This window comes from Moorena sp. SIO3A2 (assembly GCF_010672265.1).
GTDB classification, from domain to species: Bacteria; Cyanobacteriota; Cyanobacteriia; order Cyanobacteriales; family Coleofasciculaceae; genus Moorena; species Moorena producens.
The window spans coordinates 1-21,638 of record NZ_JAAHHC010000022.1 but is presented as its reverse complement, the minus strand read 5'-3'; the positions used below and the strand labels follow the sequence as shown (position 1 = coordinate 21,638).

Sequence of the window (21,638 nt, the reverse complement as noted above, 5' to 3'; positions counted from 1 at the left end):
CCTTGTATAGACTAGAATTGTGTAGGATTGTGAGTTGAAGATTGTCAACTAATAATTAACATTTTTGTCAAAAAATAAACAACCAATAATGAACTTAATAGGATTAATTGTTCAAACTATTCCAATACAATATAACTAGGCTTGCTAGTCAGAACTGGGAGCGCGACCGTAAGTGTGAGTGAGGATTTTGAGGCGATTAGCCAATTCTTCACTCAACGCATTCGGTTGATAGCGCCATTGCCAGTTACCTTCCACGGTACTCGGAAAATTCATTCGAGCATCTGTGTCCAGACCTAAAATATCTTGCACAGGAATAATTGCTTGGTTGGCAATACTACTGAGCGCTAATCGGATTAAATCCCAATGGATGCCTTCTTGGCTGACTGGTCCGGAGTAATTAATTATAATCTGCTTATCTTCAGCAGAGAGTTTTTTAAACCAACCCACTGTTGTGTCATTATCATGGGTGCCGGTGTAAACCACACAGTTTTGGATATAGTTAAAGGGTAAGTAAGGGTTACTTGATCCCCCACTAAAGGCAAACTGTAAAATTTTCATACCAGGAAACTGGAAGCGTGAGCGTAATGCTTCTACTTCTGAAGTGATGATCCCTAAATCTTCCGCAATAATTGGCAAATTGCCCAACTTGTCTTGGAGTACTTCAAAAAATTCTTTTCCTGGTGCCTTAACCCATTCTCCAGTGATGGCAGTTGTTTCTCCTTGCTTGACTTGCCAGTAGGCCTCAAATCCCCGGAAATGGTCAATCCGCACAATGTCTACATACTCCAAGATGGTTTGGAAGCGTTGTATCCACCATCGGAAGTTATCTGCCTGTAACTGTTCCCAGTTATAAACTGGATTACCCCACAACTGACCTGTGGCACTGAAATAGTCCGGAGGCACCCCAGCCATGAGTGTGGGTTCGCCAGTTTCGTGATCAATGGCAAAGATTTCCCGATGAGCCCAGACATCAGCACTATCGTGAGCCACATAAATTGGAATATCACCAATAATCTGGATCTGGTGATGGTTGGCGTACTGTGTGAGAGCTGACCACTGGCAGAAAAACTCAAACTGTAGGTATTTGTAGAAATAAATTTCATCTTGCAATTTCTGCCGCCAATACTCAACTGCTTTGGGTTGAGCCATAGCAATGTCTCGTTCCCAAGTATGCCAGCTACTCTGGTCAAACACATCACGAACAGCCATAAATAAAGCATAGTCTTCCAACCAGCTGGCTTTTGCTTGACAAAATTCTGTAAATTTATGGTGCTGTTGGGGTGAGGCGTTGGCACGGAAGCGATCGCAAGCTTGGTATAACAGGGGCATCTTGGTTTGAATTACCTGATTATAATCCACTGAGTCGAGGGGAAACTCTGGTAGATTGGCAAAGTCTTCATCCTTGAGCAGTCCCTGCTTTTGCAATTGTTCTGGGCTAATGAGCAGGGGATTGCCTGCCATGGCTGAGTAAGAGCCATAGGGAGAGTTACCATACCCAATCGGACCAAGGGGCAAGATTTGCCAGTATTGCTGGGCGCTTTGTGCCAAAAAGTCAATGAATTGATAAGCCTGTAAACCTAAGTCACCAATACCAAAGGGACTGGGTAGGGATGTCGGATGGAGCAAAAGACCACTAGATCTGGGAAAAGGCATAAAAAAGCGATCAACAATATTGACATACTCCCGGCGCTGAATCAAAGATTACAGGGCGGGATTCTCACAGACAGTGATTCTTGATTCATCGAGACAACTTATTGAATTAGATTTCTCTTCATCAACAGCGGTCGAACTCTCCTCAAGCGTTCCCGGTTCCCCGGCAGATCCCCTATGCCCTAGGGTACTGTTGTTATTGCACTCAACACCTAGAATGTTCATACCTTTGTTTAAAATATTTAATGCCGCATTCGTATCCCGACATATTTCTGTCTTGCATTTAGGGAGCATCCCAATTTGGCAAATCCATGGCTCAAACTAACGAGAGTACTAGGGTTTAAAAACATAATTGAAAGTGTTATGGGCAAAAATGGGATGCTCCCTGCATTTAGGGCATTGATGAGTTCGAGTGCTGAGTGATTTCTTCACTCGATGACCACAATTTGAACAATCTTGGGAGGTATAGTTAGGGGCAACAGCAATCACTGTCTTGTCCCAAACCTTGCCAAAATAATCTAACCATTGAGTGAATTGATACCACGAAGCATCAGAAATAGACTGAGCCAGATGATGATTCTTGACCATGTTTTGTATCTTTAGGTCTATGCCTCCTAGCGTCGGCAGGCTAGCGCCAACGTAGACAACCACATCATTAGAGTGGACTACGCACCGAGCGAGCTTCACCGCCCAGTCTTCGTTCTCTCGGATGCAAGCTCCGAGAGCTGCGAAGACTTCGTCTTTACGCTGTCTTTGAACCTTCAAATGTGCCTTACCGAGTCTAATTCTGGCTTTGTGGTAGTTGTTGGATTGAGGTTTCTTACCCTTAACAAACTTTCTGGACAACCGTCGCTGTAGTTTCTTAATTCGCTTCTGTGCTCTTCTTAAATACTTAGGATATATTGCACCATTGTCGTTTTGGTCTTTGTAGAAATACTTCAATCCCAAATCAATGCCTACAAAGTTCCCTGTATAGTTTCCCGCTTCTTTACGATTAACATCAAAACAGAATTGAGCATAATAACCATCAGCTCGTCTAACCACTCTCACCCGATTAATTTTTAGCCTAAATAAGTCCTCTCTGGTTTCATGATTACAGAATAGAGAGAACGTACCTGCTTGAAAACCATCGGTGAAATTAATCGTTAAACAATCCTCTGATAGCTTCCAGCCCGTAGTTTTATACTCAACTGTTCGCGCAGCGTCGGCAAAGCCGTTGCGAGAATGCTTTTTGAACTGAGGATAACCTTTCTTTTTGGATCCCTCTCTACAGCGACGATAGAAGCTAGAGATTGAATTCCAAGCCCTCTGTGCCGATGCCTGACGCGCCATTGAGTTCAACTTTTTGGCAAAAGGATATGCGCGTGCCAGTTCTTTACACAGCTCAGACAGACGAGCCTTATTTACATCCGGCTCGTCGCGCCATAATCTAACTGCTTTGTTTCTAATGAATTGAGCAGTTCTTATGGCTGAGTCTATTGCTTGGTATTGTGCCTTAGACCCGTTTAAAAGCTTGGCTTCTCTGACTATCATCAGCCTATTTTACAACAAACAAATGCGGATCACCAAAAGTTCTGGATTCTTTTTTTTGTGGGTCGCAATTCATGAGGGGCTGTGTGCGGAATTTAGTTCAGCACCTTGAAAGCCCCGTCCCAACACCAAACTAGCGTTATGGTGTGAGCCTTATTGCTCCATTTAGGTAAGTAAGCCTTACGACATTCTCACCGTAGCACGGGTCAAAACGGTTTAAGGGTTAGGGCTTGTTCGCGTAGCGTGGCCTTTTGGCCAAGGCCAAGGCCAAGGTTGTTCGCCCAAGGCGATTCGGTTTACGGTAGGTTAAAGGGTGAAGGGGTGAGAAGCTACTTTTCACCCCTTCAGGTCAACATCGACCGTGAGGGATCAATTACGAGTGGCACAGCGGCAAAAACAACGTATCTTCTATTTCTTTGCGCACCGTCAGACTCAGCTGACAATTACTATTGAGGCACTCTACTAGCAAGTGATTAGCACGACTATACTGCTCTAACCAATCTTGGGATGTCTTGCTCAAATCCCATTGGTGACCCATATTACGATGCTCAATCATCAAAGCCCTTAATTGTGATAACCATTCCGGACCATGACTTTGCCACCATTGTTGAATACTATCTCGGTCGTCATCATCTAGGTCAGGTAGCTGATTTTTAAGCTTCTCTAGATAGTCTCCTATAGACTCAATCCCAGTCAGGTGATTCAAGTCAAGGGCAAGGTAAAGAGCACTGAGTCGGTCGTAAACTAGTTCTGGTGTCATAGCTTGGGCAACAGCTAAAGCATGATCTAAAGCTAAATCTAGGGCAAGTTCACTACCCAACTCCCCTCCTAGTCTGTGATCAATAGCCAAAGCTAAGGCTTGATTCCGGGAAAGAGGATGGTTAGGAGGAAGGGCAAGGGTCATGTAAAAGGCACGCACTGCTGCTGGCTTGTAGGGAGTATCGATGTCGAGGGATTTGATCTCGATCCAGTTCAAGAACTTGCTCAAGGTATCATCTAAAGCCATAACGCCTGGTGTCTGTTTGACTGAGTCAAACACCATTTCTGCACAGACTAACCGATTAACCTGTTGCTTGATCAGCAACAATAGCTGATCAGCATCTGGCAACATTTGTGCTGTGAGTAAAAATACTTCCCGCCAACGTTTCTCCTGTAGGTGTTCGACTAGCTGTAACAAAGACATCCCATTGCCGATCACAATCGCTCTGGCGGTAAAATACTCTTGAAATGTCAGATGAGAGAATGAGTAAATTCGTCGTGCCCGCTCTACCAATAGTCCATGCTGCACCTCGATAGATTTGAGTACTGCTAAGCTATCTAATTCTAAAGCTGCCTGGTTGCTTTGAGTTGCTGGTAATTTCCGTAAATAATCAGCAATTAATTGTTGCAGCCGAATTTCTTCAAAGAAATACTCCCCTTGCTCAAAGGTGATAACTGCTAATTGAGAAAGTAATTCTAGCTTGTGGGGCAAGGATAAATTACGATAAATATCATCTCGCTTAACACCCCGGGCTTCATCCCAGCGAATCAGTAGTAAGTCTAGTCCTTGCTGGTAAAGATCAGAGCGTTTAACAGGAAAGTCAGCTTTGGTTTGAAACACCAGACAGGCTAGATTCAGCAAGACTGGTGTTGTTGCTAGTTCTCTAATTTGCTGATTTTCTGGCAGCTTCATCTGCTCGATAAACAGAGATGCTTTCTCCAAACCTGATTCTGGGTCATTCCTTGCTATCGCCACAAACCACTTTTTAGCAAAGTGTTGAATTTGTGCTGGTTTGAAGTCAGCAATCTCAACCTCAGTAAATCCCCGAAATCGATACTGTTGAGCTGCAATACGACATGTGATGATCAGCTGATTTTTGTAATACTTTTCTGAAATCTTGCGGATTTGTTGAATAACTTGATTACTGGCAGTTTCCGGGACTTCATCCAAGCCATCCATTAAGATCAAGCCTCTGCCATAGCTGAGGATAGTTTCAATATCTTGTTCTGAAATACCACAACTTTGGAACTCTTGATTAATGTAGTTAAATAGGCTGAAACTACATTCGATCATAGCATCCTCGGCAAAGTTTTTCAATCGAATCAAAATCGGAACCCGATCCGATTGAAAATTTCCTTGATTGCACTGAATAGCCAGATATTGCAAAAAGGTGGTTTTCCCAGAGCCAGGTTTACCTAGCACCATCATTTTAGGATAGCGTTCTACCGCTTGCACTCCTGGTATGCTTTCCCGGCGCACTTTGCCTATACCCAAGCGGTCAAATTCCTCCGGTGGGAAGCCTTGCAAATCCTCAATTTCCAACCATCGTTGACTAGTGATTTCTTCGAGAATATTCACATCTACGTAGATGTGATCTAAACTCACCGGTCGAGCAATATCTAATAGGCGCAGAGTGCCACACTGATTTTGAATTTTGTCATGGTAGTGCGATCGCACTTTGGTGACGATGGCATCAACTCTACTTTTGTCCTCAGCTGCTTTCTGTTCTGCATCTATCTGAGCATCTTCTGGTATAGCGACAATCTCTTCCATCTCCAAATCCAGATGAAAGCAGATTTCGCTAAAAACGCGGCGGTCAACGGGTTTACCGGCAAAAAACTTCCAAATCGGTTGGCGAGTTTCTATGCCGATTTCACCCGCAAAATATTCTTGTGTCCATCCCTTGCGTTCAAAAGCCTGTTTGGCTTTTCTGATGCCGTCTGGAGATGCCTGGAGAGATCGCTTTGCCATAGCTCAAGCTTAATTTACTGAAAAATCTTTCGACACTCACCTATAGATTTCCCGAAAAATAGGTCAAGAGCCACAACGAACGGATCACAATGGGAAATTTTTGATCAGAGGGGGTGATGGGGTGATGGGGTGATGGGGTGATGACGTGATCAGGTGATGGGGTCAGAAGTATATAGAAATCCTCAATCATTTGTGAAAAAGAACCCATGGTGAGATTCTTACTTCTCTTCCTCCACTTCCGGTCTCAGACCCCTCTCCCCCTCTTCTGGTGTTTCACAACTCAAATCGGATTGCTATAGCAGAAGTCAGAAGTCATTTGTCAGAAGTCATTTGTCAGAAGTCAAACTCTTGCGCTTCTTGATGCAGTCGCTCATGGGGGAAACCCCCAAGACCGCGCTGCATCGCTTACAAAGGGTGTGAGACTTTTGTCATGTCCTAACTGCCCTGGCGACTGCTATATATTTTATTCTATCCCACTCTCCCAGTCCGACCGTTGGTTGTTCTCGGACAAAAGATGATGTTAAACGTCAGGCAAGAAGATATCGATTTTGCCTGCAAGCCTTTTCCCTTTTCACCCTCTTCCATTTCTGGTGAGTGATTGGTATACATCAACTCAAACACAACAAAAACGCAATCGCAAACATCCAAACTTCATCCTTAAACTATAGCATCAATTCAGTAATTTTTCGTACACTTTAGGCGTTCGGTGAAGAGGACTGTGAACCATGAATAACCCTAGGATAACGACCGCCATTGATTACTGAATTGGGATCCTAGTAAGCCTTATTTCTATATCTCAATCAACTTAACTATACTTATGAACCATCGTTATTGGAGAACCTTTATCGAAGCAGCTGCTCTCACTACCTGCCTGATGTTTGTCAATGGGATTCCCCCAATGACTGAAAATTTTATCTCTGGAACCCTGATAAATAATAAGTTTTTCCAGAATTATAAGGATGGGGTTAAGGAAGTAGTCGCTCAACAATCTACTTACCCGTTGAATATTTCATCACTATCATTCTTAGGGAGCGTAGATAGTTTACCTGAAACCTTATGGCATGTCAAGTTTAACCAATTAACAGCATCAACGGTTAGCGGGGAATATTTCATTGATTCTGCCTTCAGCTTAGGAAGTTTTCAATGATGCTATTCATAGGTTTATTAGACTATAAATAGATAATCAGGAGTTAAAATGTTACAAGTGTGTCTACAGCAATCCTGGCCCCAGGATAAACCAATTAGCAAAATTATATTTCCAGCAATTTTACCAAGCAGCTTGGGAAATTTTGCCACCTTATGCTTGATGTTATCTCCAGAAGAAATTCAGTATTATCTATTCAGCAAGCCCCACAGTCAATTTGTCTTCATCAATTCGCCTCATCCGATGCTACTATGGGTTACTGTACTTCAGTCTAAAGCACAGGACTCTCGGTTACTCCCTTGTTATCTAGACTTGAAAACCTCGAAAGTTCAGACCATTACTCGTTGCTTAGCAGATAAAGGCTTCTATCGACTACTTTTGTTTTCCACTGAAGAACCACAACGCTGTAACCAGGTAATGACCGTAACGCTTAAACCCCAACAATGCCAAATGTTACAAGAGTCGGCTAATACTGGTCAAACCTCACAACCTATAGCTCAACCCATAGTCAGCAGACGCATACTAAAGCTCAAATTTGAACAACTAAAATCCCAACTGTTGAATAAATGGGATGCTCTGGACAGGTTTAATTACCCAACCCAGCCAGAACTTGCTCATTCCATTTCCTAGTTCCTAGCTTTTTATAACCTTAGGTAGTATTATATCATTGCTAGTATGATATAATTTACCGTTGAATACTTATCATTGTGGCCAGCTGGCTGATTAGTCATTAGTTATTCGGTACATATGACAAATAACAAACTAATTATCGAGATTTTCCTAATTGTTCACAATTGGCAAAAACTCCTTTCTCTGTGATGAATATTCCCAGGCAATTCCGTCTGGATCTTTACTTTGACTCCATTGTGAAAAGTCGGCATCAGATTTACGTTTACCAACTGTGCTGGCATGAACATTCAGTCGCTTGGCTAATTCGGCTTGGATCAGAGGTTGATAAACTTTCTTATCCTGCTTCTTTTTGACCCGGTTTTTTTGATCACCTGAAGCGTCAGCAGTCAAGGCAGCTAGTTTAGAGGCAACAGATTCTTGTGATCGTGGATTTTCTTGCAGTTTTGGGATGTCATTGCTAGAGAACTCATCTTGTTGGAGCTGTAGTTCCAAAGACGGGGTTGCTTGACTGGTGTTGGATTCACTCTCAGGCTCGAAGGAGGATTCACTTTCAGGGTCGAAGGAGGGTTCACTCTGATCAAAGATACTACCGAGAGCGCTAGCAGTCAGAAAGTAATAAACAGTGCCAATGTCATCATAGGTTTTACTCTGAGCTCCAAACTCCTCTGCCTTTTTGTCTAAATACTGTTTGGCTGCAGTTCCAGAAATATCCGCCTTGATCGACAAGTCCATGGGTGTCAGACAGCCTTGGTTATCTTTAATCAGTTGATTGAAGAAGGGATTAACTTTCCGAGTCCACTTCTGCCATTGATATTGCTGCCAAAGCCTGATGATGATAATCAAGATTAGCATTGCCAGTACGATCGGCCATGCCTTTAGCAACAGAACCATCACCAATGCGAAGGGGATGATTAGAATGAGAATTCCAGTGGCACTGCTATCGATTACTTTTCCAGTCATCTGACTTTACGGGGTAGGGAAACCGCGTCTGTCTTGGTGCGCGTTCCCATGGCGAGGGAACCTCGCCGGGGTCGCACCGCTTTTTAAAGCGCGGAGGAACTACGAAACCAGCGGTTTTAACCGCCGTCAAAGAACCTCATCCCTCGCTCAAGTGCTTGGGAGGGGGTATAGTTAATAGTTTATTCGTTTACGAGGCATTGAGGGGCTATCCACTCAAGTCGGGACTGTGGATGATTAGTAATTGGTAAACATTTCTACTATTACCGATTACCGATTAGCCGTAAGAGTCACGACTTCTTGCTACTAGTCCTAGTCAACTCAGGTTAGTCAGGGCAAGACGTTTAAACATCGCCACCCTTGCCTTGGTTGCTAAGGTATCATCCAGTGGTTCTAAGGACACTGGTATATCATACTTTTGCTTGAGGGCAGTTTGGATCAGCCAATCAGCAAGAAAGGGGTTTTTCGGTAACAGCGGACCGTGGGAGTAGGTTGCGATCGCATTTCGATAAAATGCTCCTTCTGTGCCATCTTCCCCATTGTTACCATATCCTTTGACCACTTGAGCTAGGGGTTCGACATTACCTAAATAGGTACGACCACCGTGATTTTCAAAGCCAATCACTACTGGATTTTTCCCCAGCATAGCCTTTAAGTCTTGGGCTAGGGGTGATGCAGTAATCTCAAATACCACATTACCAATGCAACGGCGAGCATCTACGCCAGGATGCTTGCTGACCAAATCCAGCAACCCTAATCCCTGAATCCGCTTACCTAGAGCGGGTTCATAGTAGTTACCTAGCAATTGAGGTGAGCCACAGGTAAATACTCCCGGTACACCTGCTTCAATTTTTTCTTGTAGGGCATTGGCTTTGCTACCTTGTAAGTCTCGCATAACAATTTCTTGCTGTCTATCTTGAGCACCACCACCCATGAAGATATCCACTTTATAGAATTGCTCAGCAGGGGTTTGCTGATCCAGGGGGATTAGATTGACTCTAATGCCTCGCCACTGGGTTCGTTGTTGTAAGCAGATGACATTACCACGATCACCGTAGGTACTCATTAGGGTAGGGTAAAGCCAGCCTATAGTTAATTCTAGTTGTTCGGAATTCATCTTGGGTTGAAGGTGATTTGGTTGTTGGCCTTTGGGGTCCCTGGTCGGGTAGGTTGAACGCGATGGACGGAGTCCCGCAATCGAGCGATCGCGTGGCCTTTTGGCCAAGGTCAGAAGGTTGTTCGCAAAGCGTGACCGAAGGTCAAGGTTTTTCTATGGATAAGTTACGCTAATTTCTTGGAATCACAAAACTTTGACAACTATATAGTCCATTTATACTGTCTGCTGAGCAGTTATAGGAGAAGCTGATCTAAGCCTTTGCTTCCCACCATCGCACTCCAGATTAGGAAATGCTAGAGAGCTGGTCAAGTAATAGAAGTTGACAAAATTAGCAATAGCTAGACCAAGCACTTGTACAGGATATTTCTATCACCTGACCACCCCATTATCCCATTATCCCATTACCCCATCATCAATTTACTTAGTTTTCTGATGACTTAACCGATGCTGTAGGAGACTACAATGAAATTTGTGGTTTGCTGCCTATGGATAAATCAATGCTGCAAGCAATCTCTCATCTAACCCTAGGGTTCCAATTTGCAAGTCCCGGGCCAATAATCGTTGAACTCGGACCGGTAACAATCCGCTGGTACGGACTATTGATTGCCTCAGCAGTGTTAATTGGAGTTAGCCTTTCCCAATACCTAGCCAAGAGTCGTAACGTTAACCCAGATTTGTTGGGCGACTTGGCTATCTGGCTGGTGATTTCTGCGATTCCTGGAGCCAGACTTTACTATGTCTTGTTTCAGTGGAAACAATACGCCCAGCGTCCAGACCAAATTATTGCGATTTGGAATGGTGGGATTGCCATTCATGGCGCTATCTTGGGTGGTATCTTAGCTGCAATAATTTTTGCCCGCCTCAATAAACTGTCTGTCTGGCTGTTAGTTGATCTAGTAGTTCCTTCCCTGATATTAGGTCAAGCCATCGGACGTTGGGGTAATTTCTTTAATTCCGAAGCCTTTGGGGCTCCCACGGATTTGCCTTGGAAATTGTATATTCCACTAGGACAGCGTCCCCTAAGCTTTAATAATTTTGACTATTTCCATCCGACTTTTCTGTATGAGTCTGTGTGGAACTTATTGGTCTTTGGGTTACTGATGACTCTGTTCTTTCGGGATTTACGCCGCAAACCCCATCTGAAGGTAGGGACGATGGCTCTAGTTTATATGGTCGCCTATAGTACTGGTCGCTTCTGGATTGAGGCATTGCGGATGGATAGTCTGATGCTCGGTCCATTACGCATTGCTCAAGTGGTCAGTTTAGTTGCGATCGCATTGGGAGTTGCTGGTTTAGGGTGGCTGTATTGGATCGGTCGGTCTTTGCCAGATGTTGTTCCAGTCGATAATCAGCAGTGGGATACGGTATCTAAATAAAAAAAGCCCCAGAGTTTATCTCTAGGACTTTACCAGGGTGCATCTACCACTTTCTTTTTACTGGGTAGATCAGGTTAATCCGGATAATTTGGGAATATAGCAATCTGTTATTAGTTGTGATAGTTGGAAGATGGGGCAACGGATCGTTCAAGGGGATGTAACCGATAGGTGAGTGTCTGGTAGTTGACCCAAGATACTTGCAGGTAAAGGGTAAAGGGTAAAGGGTAAAAGGTCGGGATTAATCACAAATACCAATTCCCCTTTACCAAATACCAATTACTCAACCTTGACAATATTAATGTTCTCGTAAATTATAGGAAACCTCAAATTCCAGAAGTTTCTCCAACTTTTCTAGCTTCTTCAAGCCAGCTATCAAACAACTTTTGATTCTTTTTAATCCATTCTTGGCTATGGCGACGGATATCTGCTGGGCTATCTTCCCCCTTTTTGGCCCGTAAGCTTTCAGCATTAAGCTCCTCAATCGGCATCTTAAATCGCTCAAACAAGTCTCTGGCTGCTGGGTTAGTTGCTAGGAATTTTTTGTTTGCCACAAAGCGGATCTGATCCACCGCGAATCCGAGATTTTTACCATCGATTGAAGTATGTTTTTCTGTCAACCCTTTCTGGGCTTCTGGTAGATTGGTTTGGGCAACTTCTAGCCAAACCACATCCTCACCTGGTTTTAATACCGTAGCCAGCCACAGAGGAGTCCAAGTGTAGTATAGGACTGGTTTTCCTTGTTTGTAGCGAGCAATGCTATTCGCAATTAGGACGCTATATTCTCCTTGGTCGTGTTCGACAGTATCCCTGAGCCCATAAGCATCTAAGTGATGCTCAATAACTAACTCACATCCCCAACCGGGAATACAACCGGCTAAATTTGCCTTACCATCTCCATCGGAGTCAAAGAGTTTGGCAATTTTAGGGTCTTTGAGTTGCTCTAAATTGGTGATCTTGTATTTTTCAGCAGTTTTTTTATCAATCTGATACCCTTGCAACAGATCAGAAACAATAACCCCAACTCGCTCTAATTTCTTGTCGCCACCATTTTTTTCAAAGAATTCTGTGTGCAACTTTTCCCAGTGGTTAGCGGTAAAATCGAGGTCGTTATTACCCAAAGCGATGTGGCTGGTAGTTGGCTGGAGTTGTTTGGGTTTTTCAATCTCGTAACCGAGCTTTTCCAGAGCCGTGTTAACGATGTGTGTCATGAATTGTGAATCGGCTAGATAACCATAGGTAGAGCGTACTTTCACCCCTTTCCCAGGTAGGGCTATTTCTGATGAGGTTAATTCGGTTGTAGCTTGGGGAATTTGTTGCGAGCTGATGAAACCCACAAGCAATGCCACTAAAACCATTGCAGCAACAGTAGTAGTCCCAGTCCGTGGTTTACTGGTTAACCTCAAACGCACAAAACCAATGGGTCCTCGCTCTAGCCAAGGGATTTGGTTGTTGCCTTGACTCACCACTTGAGTGATCCGGTCGAGCATCACCGCAATCAGAACGATGCTTAATCCTCCCACAGCAGCCAGTCCGACATTCACCCGACCGAGACCTTGTAAGACCATCTGTCCCAATCCCCCGACACCAATCATAGAAGTCACTACCGACATCGATAGTGCTAATAGGATCGCTTGGTTGACTCCAGCTAGGATAGTTGGCATTGCTAGGGGAATTTGCACTTCCCAAAGCATTTGTCTTGGGGTTGAGCCAAATGCGATCGCAGCTTCGACAACTTCTGTAGATACTTGTCGGATGCCTAGGTTGGTCAGGCGAATCAAGGGGGGAACAGCAAAGACTAAAGTAGCGATTACTCCAGGGACTGCACCAATGCCAAACAGCATTACCACTGGGACAAGATAGACGAATGACGGGAGGGTTTGCATGGCATCAAGCAGGGGTCGCAGGAATTTCTCGACGCGATCGCTACTAGCACAGGCAATGCCAAGGGAAATGCCAATGAGCACGCAAAAGACTACGGCTGTTACCACTAGCGCCAGGGTAGTCATTGCTTGTTCCCAAGCTCCAAAAAAACCAATCAAGGTCAAGGCAAAAAGGCTATAAATAGCAATTTTTCCCCCAGCAATTTGCCATACTATCAAAGCCAGAATAATCAGAAAAATTAGGGGAGGAATGGATAGGAACAGCGATTGTATCCCTTCCAGAGTCCAGGTAATGGGCAAGCTAATTGCTTGAAAAAAGGGACGGAAGTTGTCAACTAGGAAATTAACTACTGCGGTAATCCACTCGTCAAGGGGTAAGGTATAAAGCTCAAAGGGATTCAAGATAATATCTAGACCGACTTGGCTTGTTGCGATATTATTAAGGGATAGAATTAAATAATTGAACACAATACTATTCAAAGCAACACTCTTCTAGTATAGATTGTCAATTTATCTAGATATTTCGTTTTTAAGCATTCAGCTATCAGCTATCAGCTAAAGGCCAAAGGCCACGCTACTTGAGGTGCTATCAGCTGTTGTCTTGGACAAGCTTTTGAGGTTTGCCAATACTAGCGATAAGATCAGACTGTTCGACCATTCCTTTGAATGTACCGTCAGTATCGACTACAGCAACAGGAAGTCCGTCTCGGTAGAGGTGAAATATATCTTCTAGGTGGGTTGAAGGGTTGACTGTGGGGAAGTCCGTTTCCATCACTTCAGTAATGTCTTCGCTTCCTTTTTGGAGGACTGCTTCGAGCCATTGTTTCTTGACAATTCCAACAGGTTTGCTGTGTTCATCGACAACATAGATTTGTTGGAGGTGATGGTCTATCATTTGTTCCAGTCCAGCTCTAGCAGAGTTTTCTTTAAGAACTAAGGCAGGGGTTTGACGAGCAATTGACCCAGTTTTTAGGACTTGGGCGCGGTTAACATCTTGGATGAATGCACGGATGTAGTCGTCAGCTGGTTGGTTAATCAGTTCTTCTGGTGTGCCAATTTGGACAATATAACCGTCTTTCATCACCGCTATGTGATCGCCCATCTTGAGGGCTTCTTGAATATCATGGCTGATAAATACAATGGTTTTGTGCAGTTCTGTCTGAAGTCGCAGTAATTCATCCTGCATGTCCCGCCGAATCAGGGGGTCGAGGGCGCTGAATGCCTCATCCATAAGTAAAATCTCGGCATCTGTGGCTAAGGCGCGGGCTAAACCCACCCGTTGACGCATCCCACCACTCAGAGAAGAAGGTAAATAATCGGCCCATTGGGATAAACCTACCACTTCTAAGGTTTCCAGAGCTTTTTTGCGGCGTTTGGCTTGATCTATCCCCCGAACCTTGAGACCATACCCGACATTTTCTGCAACTGTTTTGTGGGGAAATAATCCAAATCGCTGAAACACCATTGATACCTTGCTCTGGCGAATCTCTCGCATCCGCTTCTCATCAACATGGGCAATGTCTTCATCATCGATATAGATATTGCCGCTGGTGGGATTAATTAAGCGGTTAATACAGCGAGCTAGGGTGGATTTCCCGGAACCGGATAACCCCATTACCACGAACAATTCTCCTTTATTAACGGTCAGAGAGACATCGGCAATGCCTAAGACTTGACCGGTTTTTTCTAAGATAGAATCCCTACTCCCACCTTGGCGAAACAGTTTGAGGGCAGCTTGGGGTTTCTCTCCATAAATTTTAATCAGATGTTCAATACGAATTTTGGGGTTTGAATTAATAGTAGTCATTAGTTATTTTGGAAAAGGGTAAAAAGATAAAATTATAAAAGGTGATTCGGAAAAACCCCTAGTTTATAACAGTTACTCAGTCTGCTTTGCACTGATGCACTCAGCACTTTTTATGGCCATTCACCTTAAATTTAATCTGGGTCAATCCCTGCCTGTCGCAGTCGTTCTGCTAATTTTTCAGCTCGTTGTTCAGCTACTTCAGCTCGTTGCTCAGCTGCTTCTTCTGGTAAGGGAACTAGATTCCCATCCCGGTCATAAAAGCGCAGCCATACTGCTGAGGTTTCCTCAATGGTTCCAGACCATTGTCCCAACCACAAGCCTAAGGGCTGACACCATAGCCACCCTTGTTCATTTGGGGTTAGCTCCTGGTAGCCATTGTCTATATCTAAATACCATCCTTGCAATGAATCTGGGTCAAAGGGTTGGTAGACAAAATAATTTGGAGTGCGGAAGGTCTGGCAGTAGATGCTCTTCTTTTTACCTGTATCAACTTGCTTTGTGGAGGGGGACATCAGCTCGATGATCACATCTGGGTAGCGACCCTGTTCTTCCCATACTACCCAGCCAAGACGTTCTCGGCTACCGTCTACATTCAAGACTACAAAGAAATCTGGCCCGCGAAAGTCCTGGTTTCGTGCTTGTTCACTACTGAAGTAAACAAACATATTGCCCCCAACAAAGTAATCGTCTCGGTCAGCTAAAGCAACGCGCAGTGAACGGATGAGGGCGTTCATGGCTATGCGGTGGCGGTCACTCTCCAAAGGTTCTCCATCATCAAAGATTAAATCCGTTGGTGGCATGGGGGGCTCCCAATCCATACTATCGGTTGCAGTTGGCGATACTGCTTCGGTCTTGGTTATGCTGTTGACACTCCCCGTCCTACAAGGACGAGGATTCTTTCTTCCCAGGGATTCCAATGAACTTGCCCTCAGAAAGCATCTTGACCGTGTGCCCCACGGCTGCAAGTCCGCGTATAGCGATTATTTGAGCAGCTGCCACATCTCTGTCGGTTGTGTAGCCACAATGTTCGCAATGATGTATGCGCTCAGCTAAGGTCTTTTTGCCAGTTTCAGTTAAACAATTGGGACAAATTTGGCTAGTCTTTTTAGAATCTACTTTTTGAAAATAGACACCACGATGGGCGCAACACTGCTCTAATATCTTAAAAAACTGTCCCCATCCCGCATCTAGACAGTGCTTTCCTAGCATTCCCTTAGCCAATCCTTTGAGATTTAGATCTTCAACAAAGATCATCCCAGCCCAATCGCAAAGATTATGAGCTAATTTCCAGTAATAATTTTTTCTAATGTTAACGATTCGTTCGTGTAGCTTGCTGACTTTTGCTTGTGCCTTACAACGGTTGCTACTTCCTTTACGCTTTCTGCTTACCCTCTTTTGCAGCAATTTAAGCTTGCGTTCGAGACCCTTGAAAGGACGTGGATTAGGAAATAACCTCCCGTTACTAACAGCAGCAAAATGTGAAATTCCCACATCAATGCCCAAGGGTTCCCCATGAGGCATAATCTGAGGAACATCAACATCCCATTGCAAAGTCAACATCACATACCAGCCAGTAGCACGTCTGACCACTCTGGCTTGTTTAACTACAGCATCAGAAGGTATTTCCCGTGATTGCCGCATCTTTACCCAGCCAATTTTGGGCAATTTAATTTTTCCAGATTCAACTGGTTTGACTCCTAGTTGTGGAAAAACAAAAGATCGCATTTGTCCCTGCTTCTTAAAGCGAGGAAAGCCATGACCTTGTTCCCACATACTAACAAAAGCTTTTTCTAGCCTTTTGAGCGTTTGTTGTAAGACATGAACTTGAACAGCTCTAAGCTCTTCAATAGCTTTTCTGGCAGCGGTTAACCCACGGCATTGACTGGCATAAGTAGGACGGGTTTGCTCTGCTGGAATGATGTATTCACTACGAACAGAGCAAGCATTAACCTGACAACTACGAGATTTATACCAATCCTTCCTTTCTGCTAGTGCATAGTTATAGACTTTGCGACACTGTTCAAGCCAGTTTTCAAACAAAGATACTTGCTTAGCGGTAGGTTTTAATTTGAACTCGTAGGTTAGATTGAACACTTTACTTGCCTCCTTAATTCAAGGATATCACATTCTTGAATTAACGCCCATCCTTAATTCAAACATAAAATCTTTTTAAAGCCGCCCTAAAAGGGCGGGGCTTGAAACCCAATATTTTTGGTCATTTTGTCAACTTCTATGGCTTGCTCCAACACCATGATAGTCCAAGATAGTTTGATGGCTGGCTCATGGGTTCGCGTAGCGGCTCGTACCGAGCATCGCGTAGCGTGACCGTAGGTAAATCCCATTTACTATGATGCTCTAATCATTGTCAGTGCTAGGGTTTTGAGCATAAACCATTAACCCTCAAGCTTTGTCATCGAATAATAATCAACCAATGCTCTAGAAATTAAACTGGGTTCGGAGCAGTCCAACCCCAATGGTGTCATTTTCATCATTGTGTTCTGGATCGATAATCACCAAAACACCAGGAGTGATAAAGATTCTATCAGTCAGTGGGTAGCGATAAGACAGTTCAAGATGGTATGATACATCGCGATCGCGACGACCAGCAACATCATTACTAGCTAGTCTTGGAGGCATGCCAACAATGAGATTCAACTGGCTGCCTAGTTTTCCGATGTCTGGGAAAGCGGCGGTAACTGCCCAGCTCCAAATATCTGCTTCTGATCCGCTTGACACATCGAAACCATTGTTATTGTTAATGCTTGAGGATTCTGCGATCGCATTGCTATAACCAACCCAACCGCCTAGGGTAAAGCGATCGCTAAATCGATAGCTAGTGGATACACCCAAGCTATTTGATGAGGTGGCTGTATTTGAGCCAAAGGGAGATTGAGCGAATTGGCTACCGAGAAACGATGCAGTATTGGCTGTTTGAGGAGAGTAGTACCGGACATAGGTCAAGGCCATACCAAAACGATCAGAGGGAGTAAGGGTCACCTGAGCCAAAGCACCAAAGGCACCATTGAACAGTCCAAAGTCTGAATTAGAGGCAGAACCAGTGTAATAGGCTGCTCCAGTAGCAATCAGGTCATTGAATTGATAGTAGATTCCAGCACCAGCACCAAAACCCAAGTCGTAGATGTAATTATTGAATCCAAAACTGGAAATGGAAAATGCTGGATTGAGGGCGGGAATCAAAGCAGTTGCTCCCTGACCTGCTGCTGCTATAGATACCAGACCTTTATTACCTAGGGGAAACCGATAGAACAGCTGGTTTAATTTAACATCATTGCCGGTATTAGTGGCAAAACCAAACTTGGTCATGGCTGTACCGGTGAAACCAGTGCTAAAATTACTGGTATTCCCTGCCCGAAGTCTAGTGCGCAAAAGGTCTCGACCGGTGAAACTGGTGTCGAAGTTGAGAATTGCCCGGCCTCCCAACAGAGTATTAGTATCATCAAAATCTTCTGTTGGGCTTTGACCAGAAGGAACTGCTTTTTTCCCGCCAAAGCCAGTAGCTAGAGCAATATCTACACTCCCACGCAATATAGTAGTAGTCGAGAACTGATGGTCTTCTAGGAAAGTCACTCGCCCTTCCAAGTTATCGACCCGAGCCTGTACAGTAGCTAATTCACCACTGAACTCTTCTTGTAGCCTTTGCATTGCTGCTAAATCAGCTTCGGTTACCAAGTTGGCTGTTTTACCAATAATCATGGCATTCACCCGATTTAGGCAAAAATTCAAGCCAAAAGCAAACTCGTAGCGAGTCAGGGCACGGTTACCGCGATAGGTGTCATCCTCGTAACCAGTCAGGCATCTATAGCGCTTCAACAAAGACTGTAGTGCTTCGTAAGCCCAATCCGTAGGTTGGACATCAGACAGTTCATAAACTGGTGTTACCCGCTCCATTGGTCCATTACTCAACGGGTCTGTCACACCTAAGTTTTGGGATATATCTAAACTATTATCTGGACTATTATCTAGACTATTGGAGTTAGTCTGGGTAGATGGCATGTCTAATAGTTTAGAAATCGGTGCTACCTGACCCATAGACGGATTACTCACAGTGTCTGCCATCTCTAGGTCTGGCGGTGACTCCAGACTAGTCAAGCTAGCTGTCGATATCCCATAATTAGGAATAGACGTAGTAGTCTTAAACTCCAGTTCATCGTGGAATTGGTCGGTTAACTGAGGAGTTTTTGGGGGAGTTTTTAAGTACTCTCGCGCTATATATTTCGGTCTGGGATTAAGATCTGACCTATCTGGTGATGGTTTAGGGTCTATGGCAGTCAAGGTTTCTGGTTCGCTATCAGCCATAGCGGGGGTAATGGTTACCAAATGGACACCAAGTACTATCGGTGTCAGTGGTAATCCACCGCAAAATTTTTTCACAACTCTCCTCACACAACAAAAATAAAAGGTATAGCGCTACGCGCAATGGCATTGGCAAGAGGCAAAAGGCAAAAGTTAACTACAAGAGCTTTTCAGCTTTTATTTATGTCAAACACCTTAATGCGTAGTGCTATAAAAGCTCGAAGGCTATACCACACCGATAACAGCGATACACCGATACCAAAGTACTTTTGACTTTTGTCCTTCTATGGAACAACCCTGATGTTGTTATTCACAGCTTCGATGGCTCGGTTAGCAACATCTTCGGGTATCCGAGTGTACTGTAGATCTTCGTTCAAGTCTTGACCTTCAGTCAGAATCCAATTTATCAGGTCTTTAACCCCTTGGGCTAGTTCTGGTTTAGGATACTTTTCGTAGAGAAACAGCCAAGTTATACCTACAATTGGATAACCCTGTTCTGGGTCATCTATATTTTCGATGGTGAAGTCATCATTGAACTGCACATTGCCTAGGGCTTTATTCGCTTGATCAACGGTAGGCTTGACGTAGCGACCTGCTCGGTTTTCCAGCCTGGCCATTGGTAGGTTAAGCTGTTTAGCATAGCTCGCCGGTACATAGCCAATGGCACCGTCAATTCGCCTAACTTCGCTAGCTACTGCTGCATTTCCCGGAACACTAGAGAAGACCTTAAAGCCCCAATTAGGTCTTTTACTTGCTCGGATTCTGCCATTAGTAATTTCGTTCAAATATTTAGTAAAAATAAAGCTAGTGCCGCTACTGCCTGAGTGGACAACTACTTGGATTTTCCGGTTTGGCAGGCGGGAGTTAACCTGCTTCCAATTAGAAATCTGACCTGAAAAAATTTTACCGAGAGTGTCTCGGGATAGCTTAACATCGGTGGTTATTCCTTGAAGATTATAAACGACAGCCAAAGACCCCCCAGCAGTTGGCACCATCAACAAACCCCGTTTCATTGAGTTTCTCTCTACAGGAGTTGGAATCACATTGCTCGCTCCGAAGTCAACGGACTGATTGAGAAATCGTCTAATCCCACCACCACTGCCAATGGCACTGTATTTGAACTTTACATCTGTTTGTTCTTTTTGTTTTTCTTCTTGGTATTCTCTAAAGTAACGGCGATAAAGGGGTTCAGGAAATGTAGCTCCCGCGCCAGTGAAGGATTGAGCGATCGCACCACTGATAGAACCAAAGCCAACGGTTAGGGTTACTGCTGTTGCTGTTAAAACCTTTTGCCAAAAAAATTGATAGCCAATCATTAATGTATCCTTAATTTATTCGTAAGTATTCAGCCGTCAGCCGTTGGCCTTTGGCCACGCTACTTGAGGTGCCGTCAGCCGTCAGCCGTGAACTTATTTTATTAAAAAGCACCTCGATTAGCACCATCTGTAGCGCATAAAATGTTGGCCTAGCCTGATCTACGGCCAATAGCTGATAGCTGTTCGCGTAGCGTGCGCGTAGCGCTTAAGCTGATAGCTGATAGCTGATAGCTTACATTTATTCTAGTCTTACAATTGTCAGTATTCTTAATCCTAGAGATTACGCGATCGCGTTAATCATCATATAATTTATATGACGACCATTTAAAGTCTAAAGTTTCGCCAATTTTACTGGCGTTATCAGTGGGCAATCAAGTGGGCAATCAAGTGGGTAATCAAATTTCTTTCATCAGAGACTGTACCAGAAAACTCCAAGCCAAGTTTAATGCTATTTTACAAGAAAGCAAACTTTTTTTTGGTGTGACATGGAGATGAGTTTACTGCGAAAATTTAGCTTGACACTGGTTTCATTCCTTGCACTTAGTCTCCCAGCTGGCAAGGGATTTGCCCAAAGCTTTGGGGGGATATATCAGGAGATTTCTATCTCTGAAGTGCCAGCTCCTGCTATCACTGCGGCCACTGTTGCTGCTGGTGTCTCACCCACGGATGCAGCAATCGAGATTGGGGCTGATGGCAAGCTAATCTATGGACTGAGTGGTCAGAACTCCCAGGGTAACCGCTTTGAAGTGGATGTCAATGCCATTGGGGAAATTCAGCAGGTTGAAGAAGAAATTGACCAGAGTCAGGTACCCCCACCAGTACTCAAAGGTCTAAGAGTCTGGCTACCTGACTTCCAGCCTACTGTGATTAGGAGGAGCGTCCGGGCCACAGACGTTATATACGAATTCAATGGTAAGGATGTGCAAGGCAACAACCTTCAAATTGAAATGCCCTCTAAGGGTGGCAGGTTGATACTATTTACCTATTGAACCAGGGACTAACTTTACTGTGCTTGGTGTAAACCGGGTGCATCTCATTAAAGCTGTTTGACCCGGTGGCTGGAACGGGCATCTTGGTGGAACGGGCATCTTGGTGGAACGGGCATCTTGGTGGAACGGGCATCTTGGTGGAACGGGCATCTTGGTGGAACGGGCATCTTGGTGGAACGGGCATCTTGGTGGAACGG

At 44.3% G+C, this 21,638-nt stretch carries 17 protein-coding genes; 4 read left to right on the top strand and 13 right to left on the bottom strand.

What is annotated here, in order from left to right:
• Nucleotides 1–144: 144 nt before the first annotated feature.
• The 4 genes from malQ to F6K64_RS22640 all read right to left on the bottom strand — a co-directional run bounded on the left by malQ (nucleotide 145) and on the right by F6K64_RS22640 (nucleotide 6,119).
• Nucleotides 145–1,653 carry a 4-alpha-glucanotransferase gene (gene malQ, locus F6K64_RS22655; RefSeq protein ID WP_044491801.1) on the bottom strand — a complete coding sequence of 503 codons (1,509 nt, stop codon included), beginning with the start codon at nucleotides 1,651–1,653 and terminating at the stop codon, nucleotides 145–147.
• Nucleotides 1,654–1,983: 330 nt separating this feature from the next.
• Nucleotides 1,984–3,183, bottom strand: a complete 1,200-nt coding sequence (locus tag F6K64_RS22650) for an RNA-guided endonuclease InsQ/TnpB family protein (RefSeq protein ID WP_008177671.1) — start codon at nucleotides 3,181–3,183, stop codon at nucleotides 1,984–1,986.
• A gap of 370 nt (nucleotides 3,184–3,553) precedes the next feature.
• Nucleotides 3,554–5,911: an NACHT domain-containing protein gene (locus F6K64_RS22645; protein ID WP_008177669.1), complete on the bottom strand. Its 2,358-nt coding sequence runs from the start codon at nucleotides 5,909–5,911 to the stop codon at nucleotides 3,554–3,556.
• Between the two features lie 40 nt (nucleotides 5,912–5,951).
• The gene (locus F6K64_RS22640; RefSeq protein WP_154659631.1) at nucleotides 5,952–6,119 is read right to left on the bottom strand and encodes a hypothetical protein; all 168 of its coding nucleotides are present in this window, start codon (nucleotides 6,117–6,119) and stop codon (nucleotides 5,952–5,954) included.
• 609 nt (nucleotides 6,120–6,728) lie between these two features.
• On the opposite strand from F6K64_RS22640, the gene F6K64_RS22635 reads away from it, so the two are divergent.
• Entirely contained in the window at nucleotides 6,729–7,058 is a 330-nt protein-coding gene (locus tag F6K64_RS22635) for a hypothetical protein (protein WP_008177667.1), read from the top strand.
• A gap of 48 nt (nucleotides 7,059–7,106) precedes the next feature.
• Nucleotides 7,107–7,685 (top strand): hypothetical protein, encoded by a 579-nt coding sequence (locus F6K64_RS22630; protein WP_008177665.1) that lies wholly within the window; start codon nucleotides 7,107–7,109, stop codon nucleotides 7,683–7,685.
• A gap of 150 nt (nucleotides 7,686–7,835) precedes the next feature.
• Here F6K64_RS22630 and F6K64_RS22625 read toward each other — a convergent pair whose 3' ends face one another.
• Nucleotides 7,836–8,645 carry a hypothetical protein gene (locus F6K64_RS22625; protein WP_008177664.1) on the bottom strand — a complete coding sequence of 270 codons (810 nt, stop codon included), beginning with the start codon at nucleotides 8,643–8,645 and terminating at the stop codon, nucleotides 7,836–7,838.
• A 313-nt stretch (nucleotides 8,646–8,958) separates the two neighbouring features.
• Nucleotides 8,959–9,759 (bottom strand): type 1 glutamine amidotransferase, encoded by an 801-nt coding sequence (locus F6K64_RS22620; protein WP_044491798.1) that lies wholly within the window; start codon nucleotides 9,757–9,759, stop codon nucleotides 8,959–8,961.
• A gap of 497 nt (nucleotides 9,760–10,256) precedes the next feature.
• Between F6K64_RS22620 and lgt the strand changes: the two genes are divergently transcribed.
• Nucleotides 10,257–11,135, top strand: coding sequence for a prolipoprotein diacylglyceryl transferase (lgt, locus tag F6K64_RS22615; protein ID WP_287266386.1), 879 nt, complete (start codon nucleotides 10,257–10,259; stop codon nucleotides 11,133–11,135).
• A gap of 323 nt (nucleotides 11,136–11,458) precedes the next feature.
• Here lgt and proX read toward each other — a convergent pair whose 3' ends face one another.
• From proX to pstS, 7 genes are all read right to left on the bottom strand, one after another.
• A complete protein-coding gene (gene proX, locus F6K64_RS22610; RefSeq protein WP_008177660.1) occupies nucleotides 11,459–13,495 on the bottom strand; it encodes a glycine betaine/L-proline ABC transporter substrate-binding protein ProX in 2,037 nt (678 codons plus the stop codon).
• 109 nt (nucleotides 13,496–13,604) lie between these two features.
• Nucleotides 13,605–14,822: a quaternary amine ABC transporter ATP-binding protein gene (locus tag F6K64_RS22605; protein WP_008177659.1), complete on the bottom strand. Its 1,218-nt coding sequence runs from the start codon at nucleotides 14,820–14,822 to the stop codon at nucleotides 13,605–13,607.
• Between the two features lie 131 nt (nucleotides 14,823–14,953).
• On the bottom strand, nucleotides 14,954–15,640 hold the full coding sequence (locus F6K64_RS22600; protein ID WP_008177658.1) for a Uma2 family endonuclease: 687 nt from the start codon (nucleotides 15,638–15,640) through the stop codon (nucleotides 14,954–14,956).
• A gap of 61 nt (nucleotides 15,641–15,701) precedes the next feature.
• The gene (locus F6K64_RS22595; RefSeq protein WP_008177657.1) at nucleotides 15,702–16,916 is read right to left on the bottom strand and encodes an RNA-guided endonuclease InsQ/TnpB family protein; all 1,215 of its coding nucleotides are present in this window, start codon (nucleotides 16,914–16,916) and stop codon (nucleotides 15,702–15,704) included.
• Between the two features lie 86 nt (nucleotides 16,917–17,002).
• Entirely contained in the window at nucleotides 17,003–17,164 is a 162-nt protein-coding gene (locus tag F6K64_RS22590; RefSeq protein ID WP_008177656.1) for a hypothetical protein, read from the bottom strand.
• 94 nt (nucleotides 17,165–17,258) lie between these two features.
• Complete coding sequence (locus F6K64_RS22585) at nucleotides 17,259–19,214, bottom strand: iron uptake porin (RefSeq protein WP_287266361.1); 1,956 nt, start codon at nucleotides 19,212–19,214, stop codon at nucleotides 17,259–17,261.
• Nucleotides 19,215–19,420: 206 nt separating this feature from the next.
• Nucleotides 19,421–20,452 carry a phosphate ABC transporter substrate-binding protein PstS gene (gene pstS / locus F6K64_RS22580; protein ID WP_071106071.1) on the bottom strand — a complete coding sequence of 344 codons (1,032 nt, stop codon included), beginning with the start codon at nucleotides 20,450–20,452 and terminating at the stop codon, nucleotides 19,421–19,423.
• Nucleotides 20,453–20,967: 515 nt separating this feature from the next.
• On the opposite strand from pstS, the gene F6K64_RS22575 reads away from it, so the two are divergent.
• Nucleotides 20,968–21,441, top strand: a complete 474-nt coding sequence (locus F6K64_RS22575; protein WP_137985690.1) for a hypothetical protein — start codon at nucleotides 20,968–20,970, stop codon at nucleotides 21,439–21,441.
• The last annotated feature ends 197 nt before the right edge of the window (nucleotides 21,442–21,638 follow it).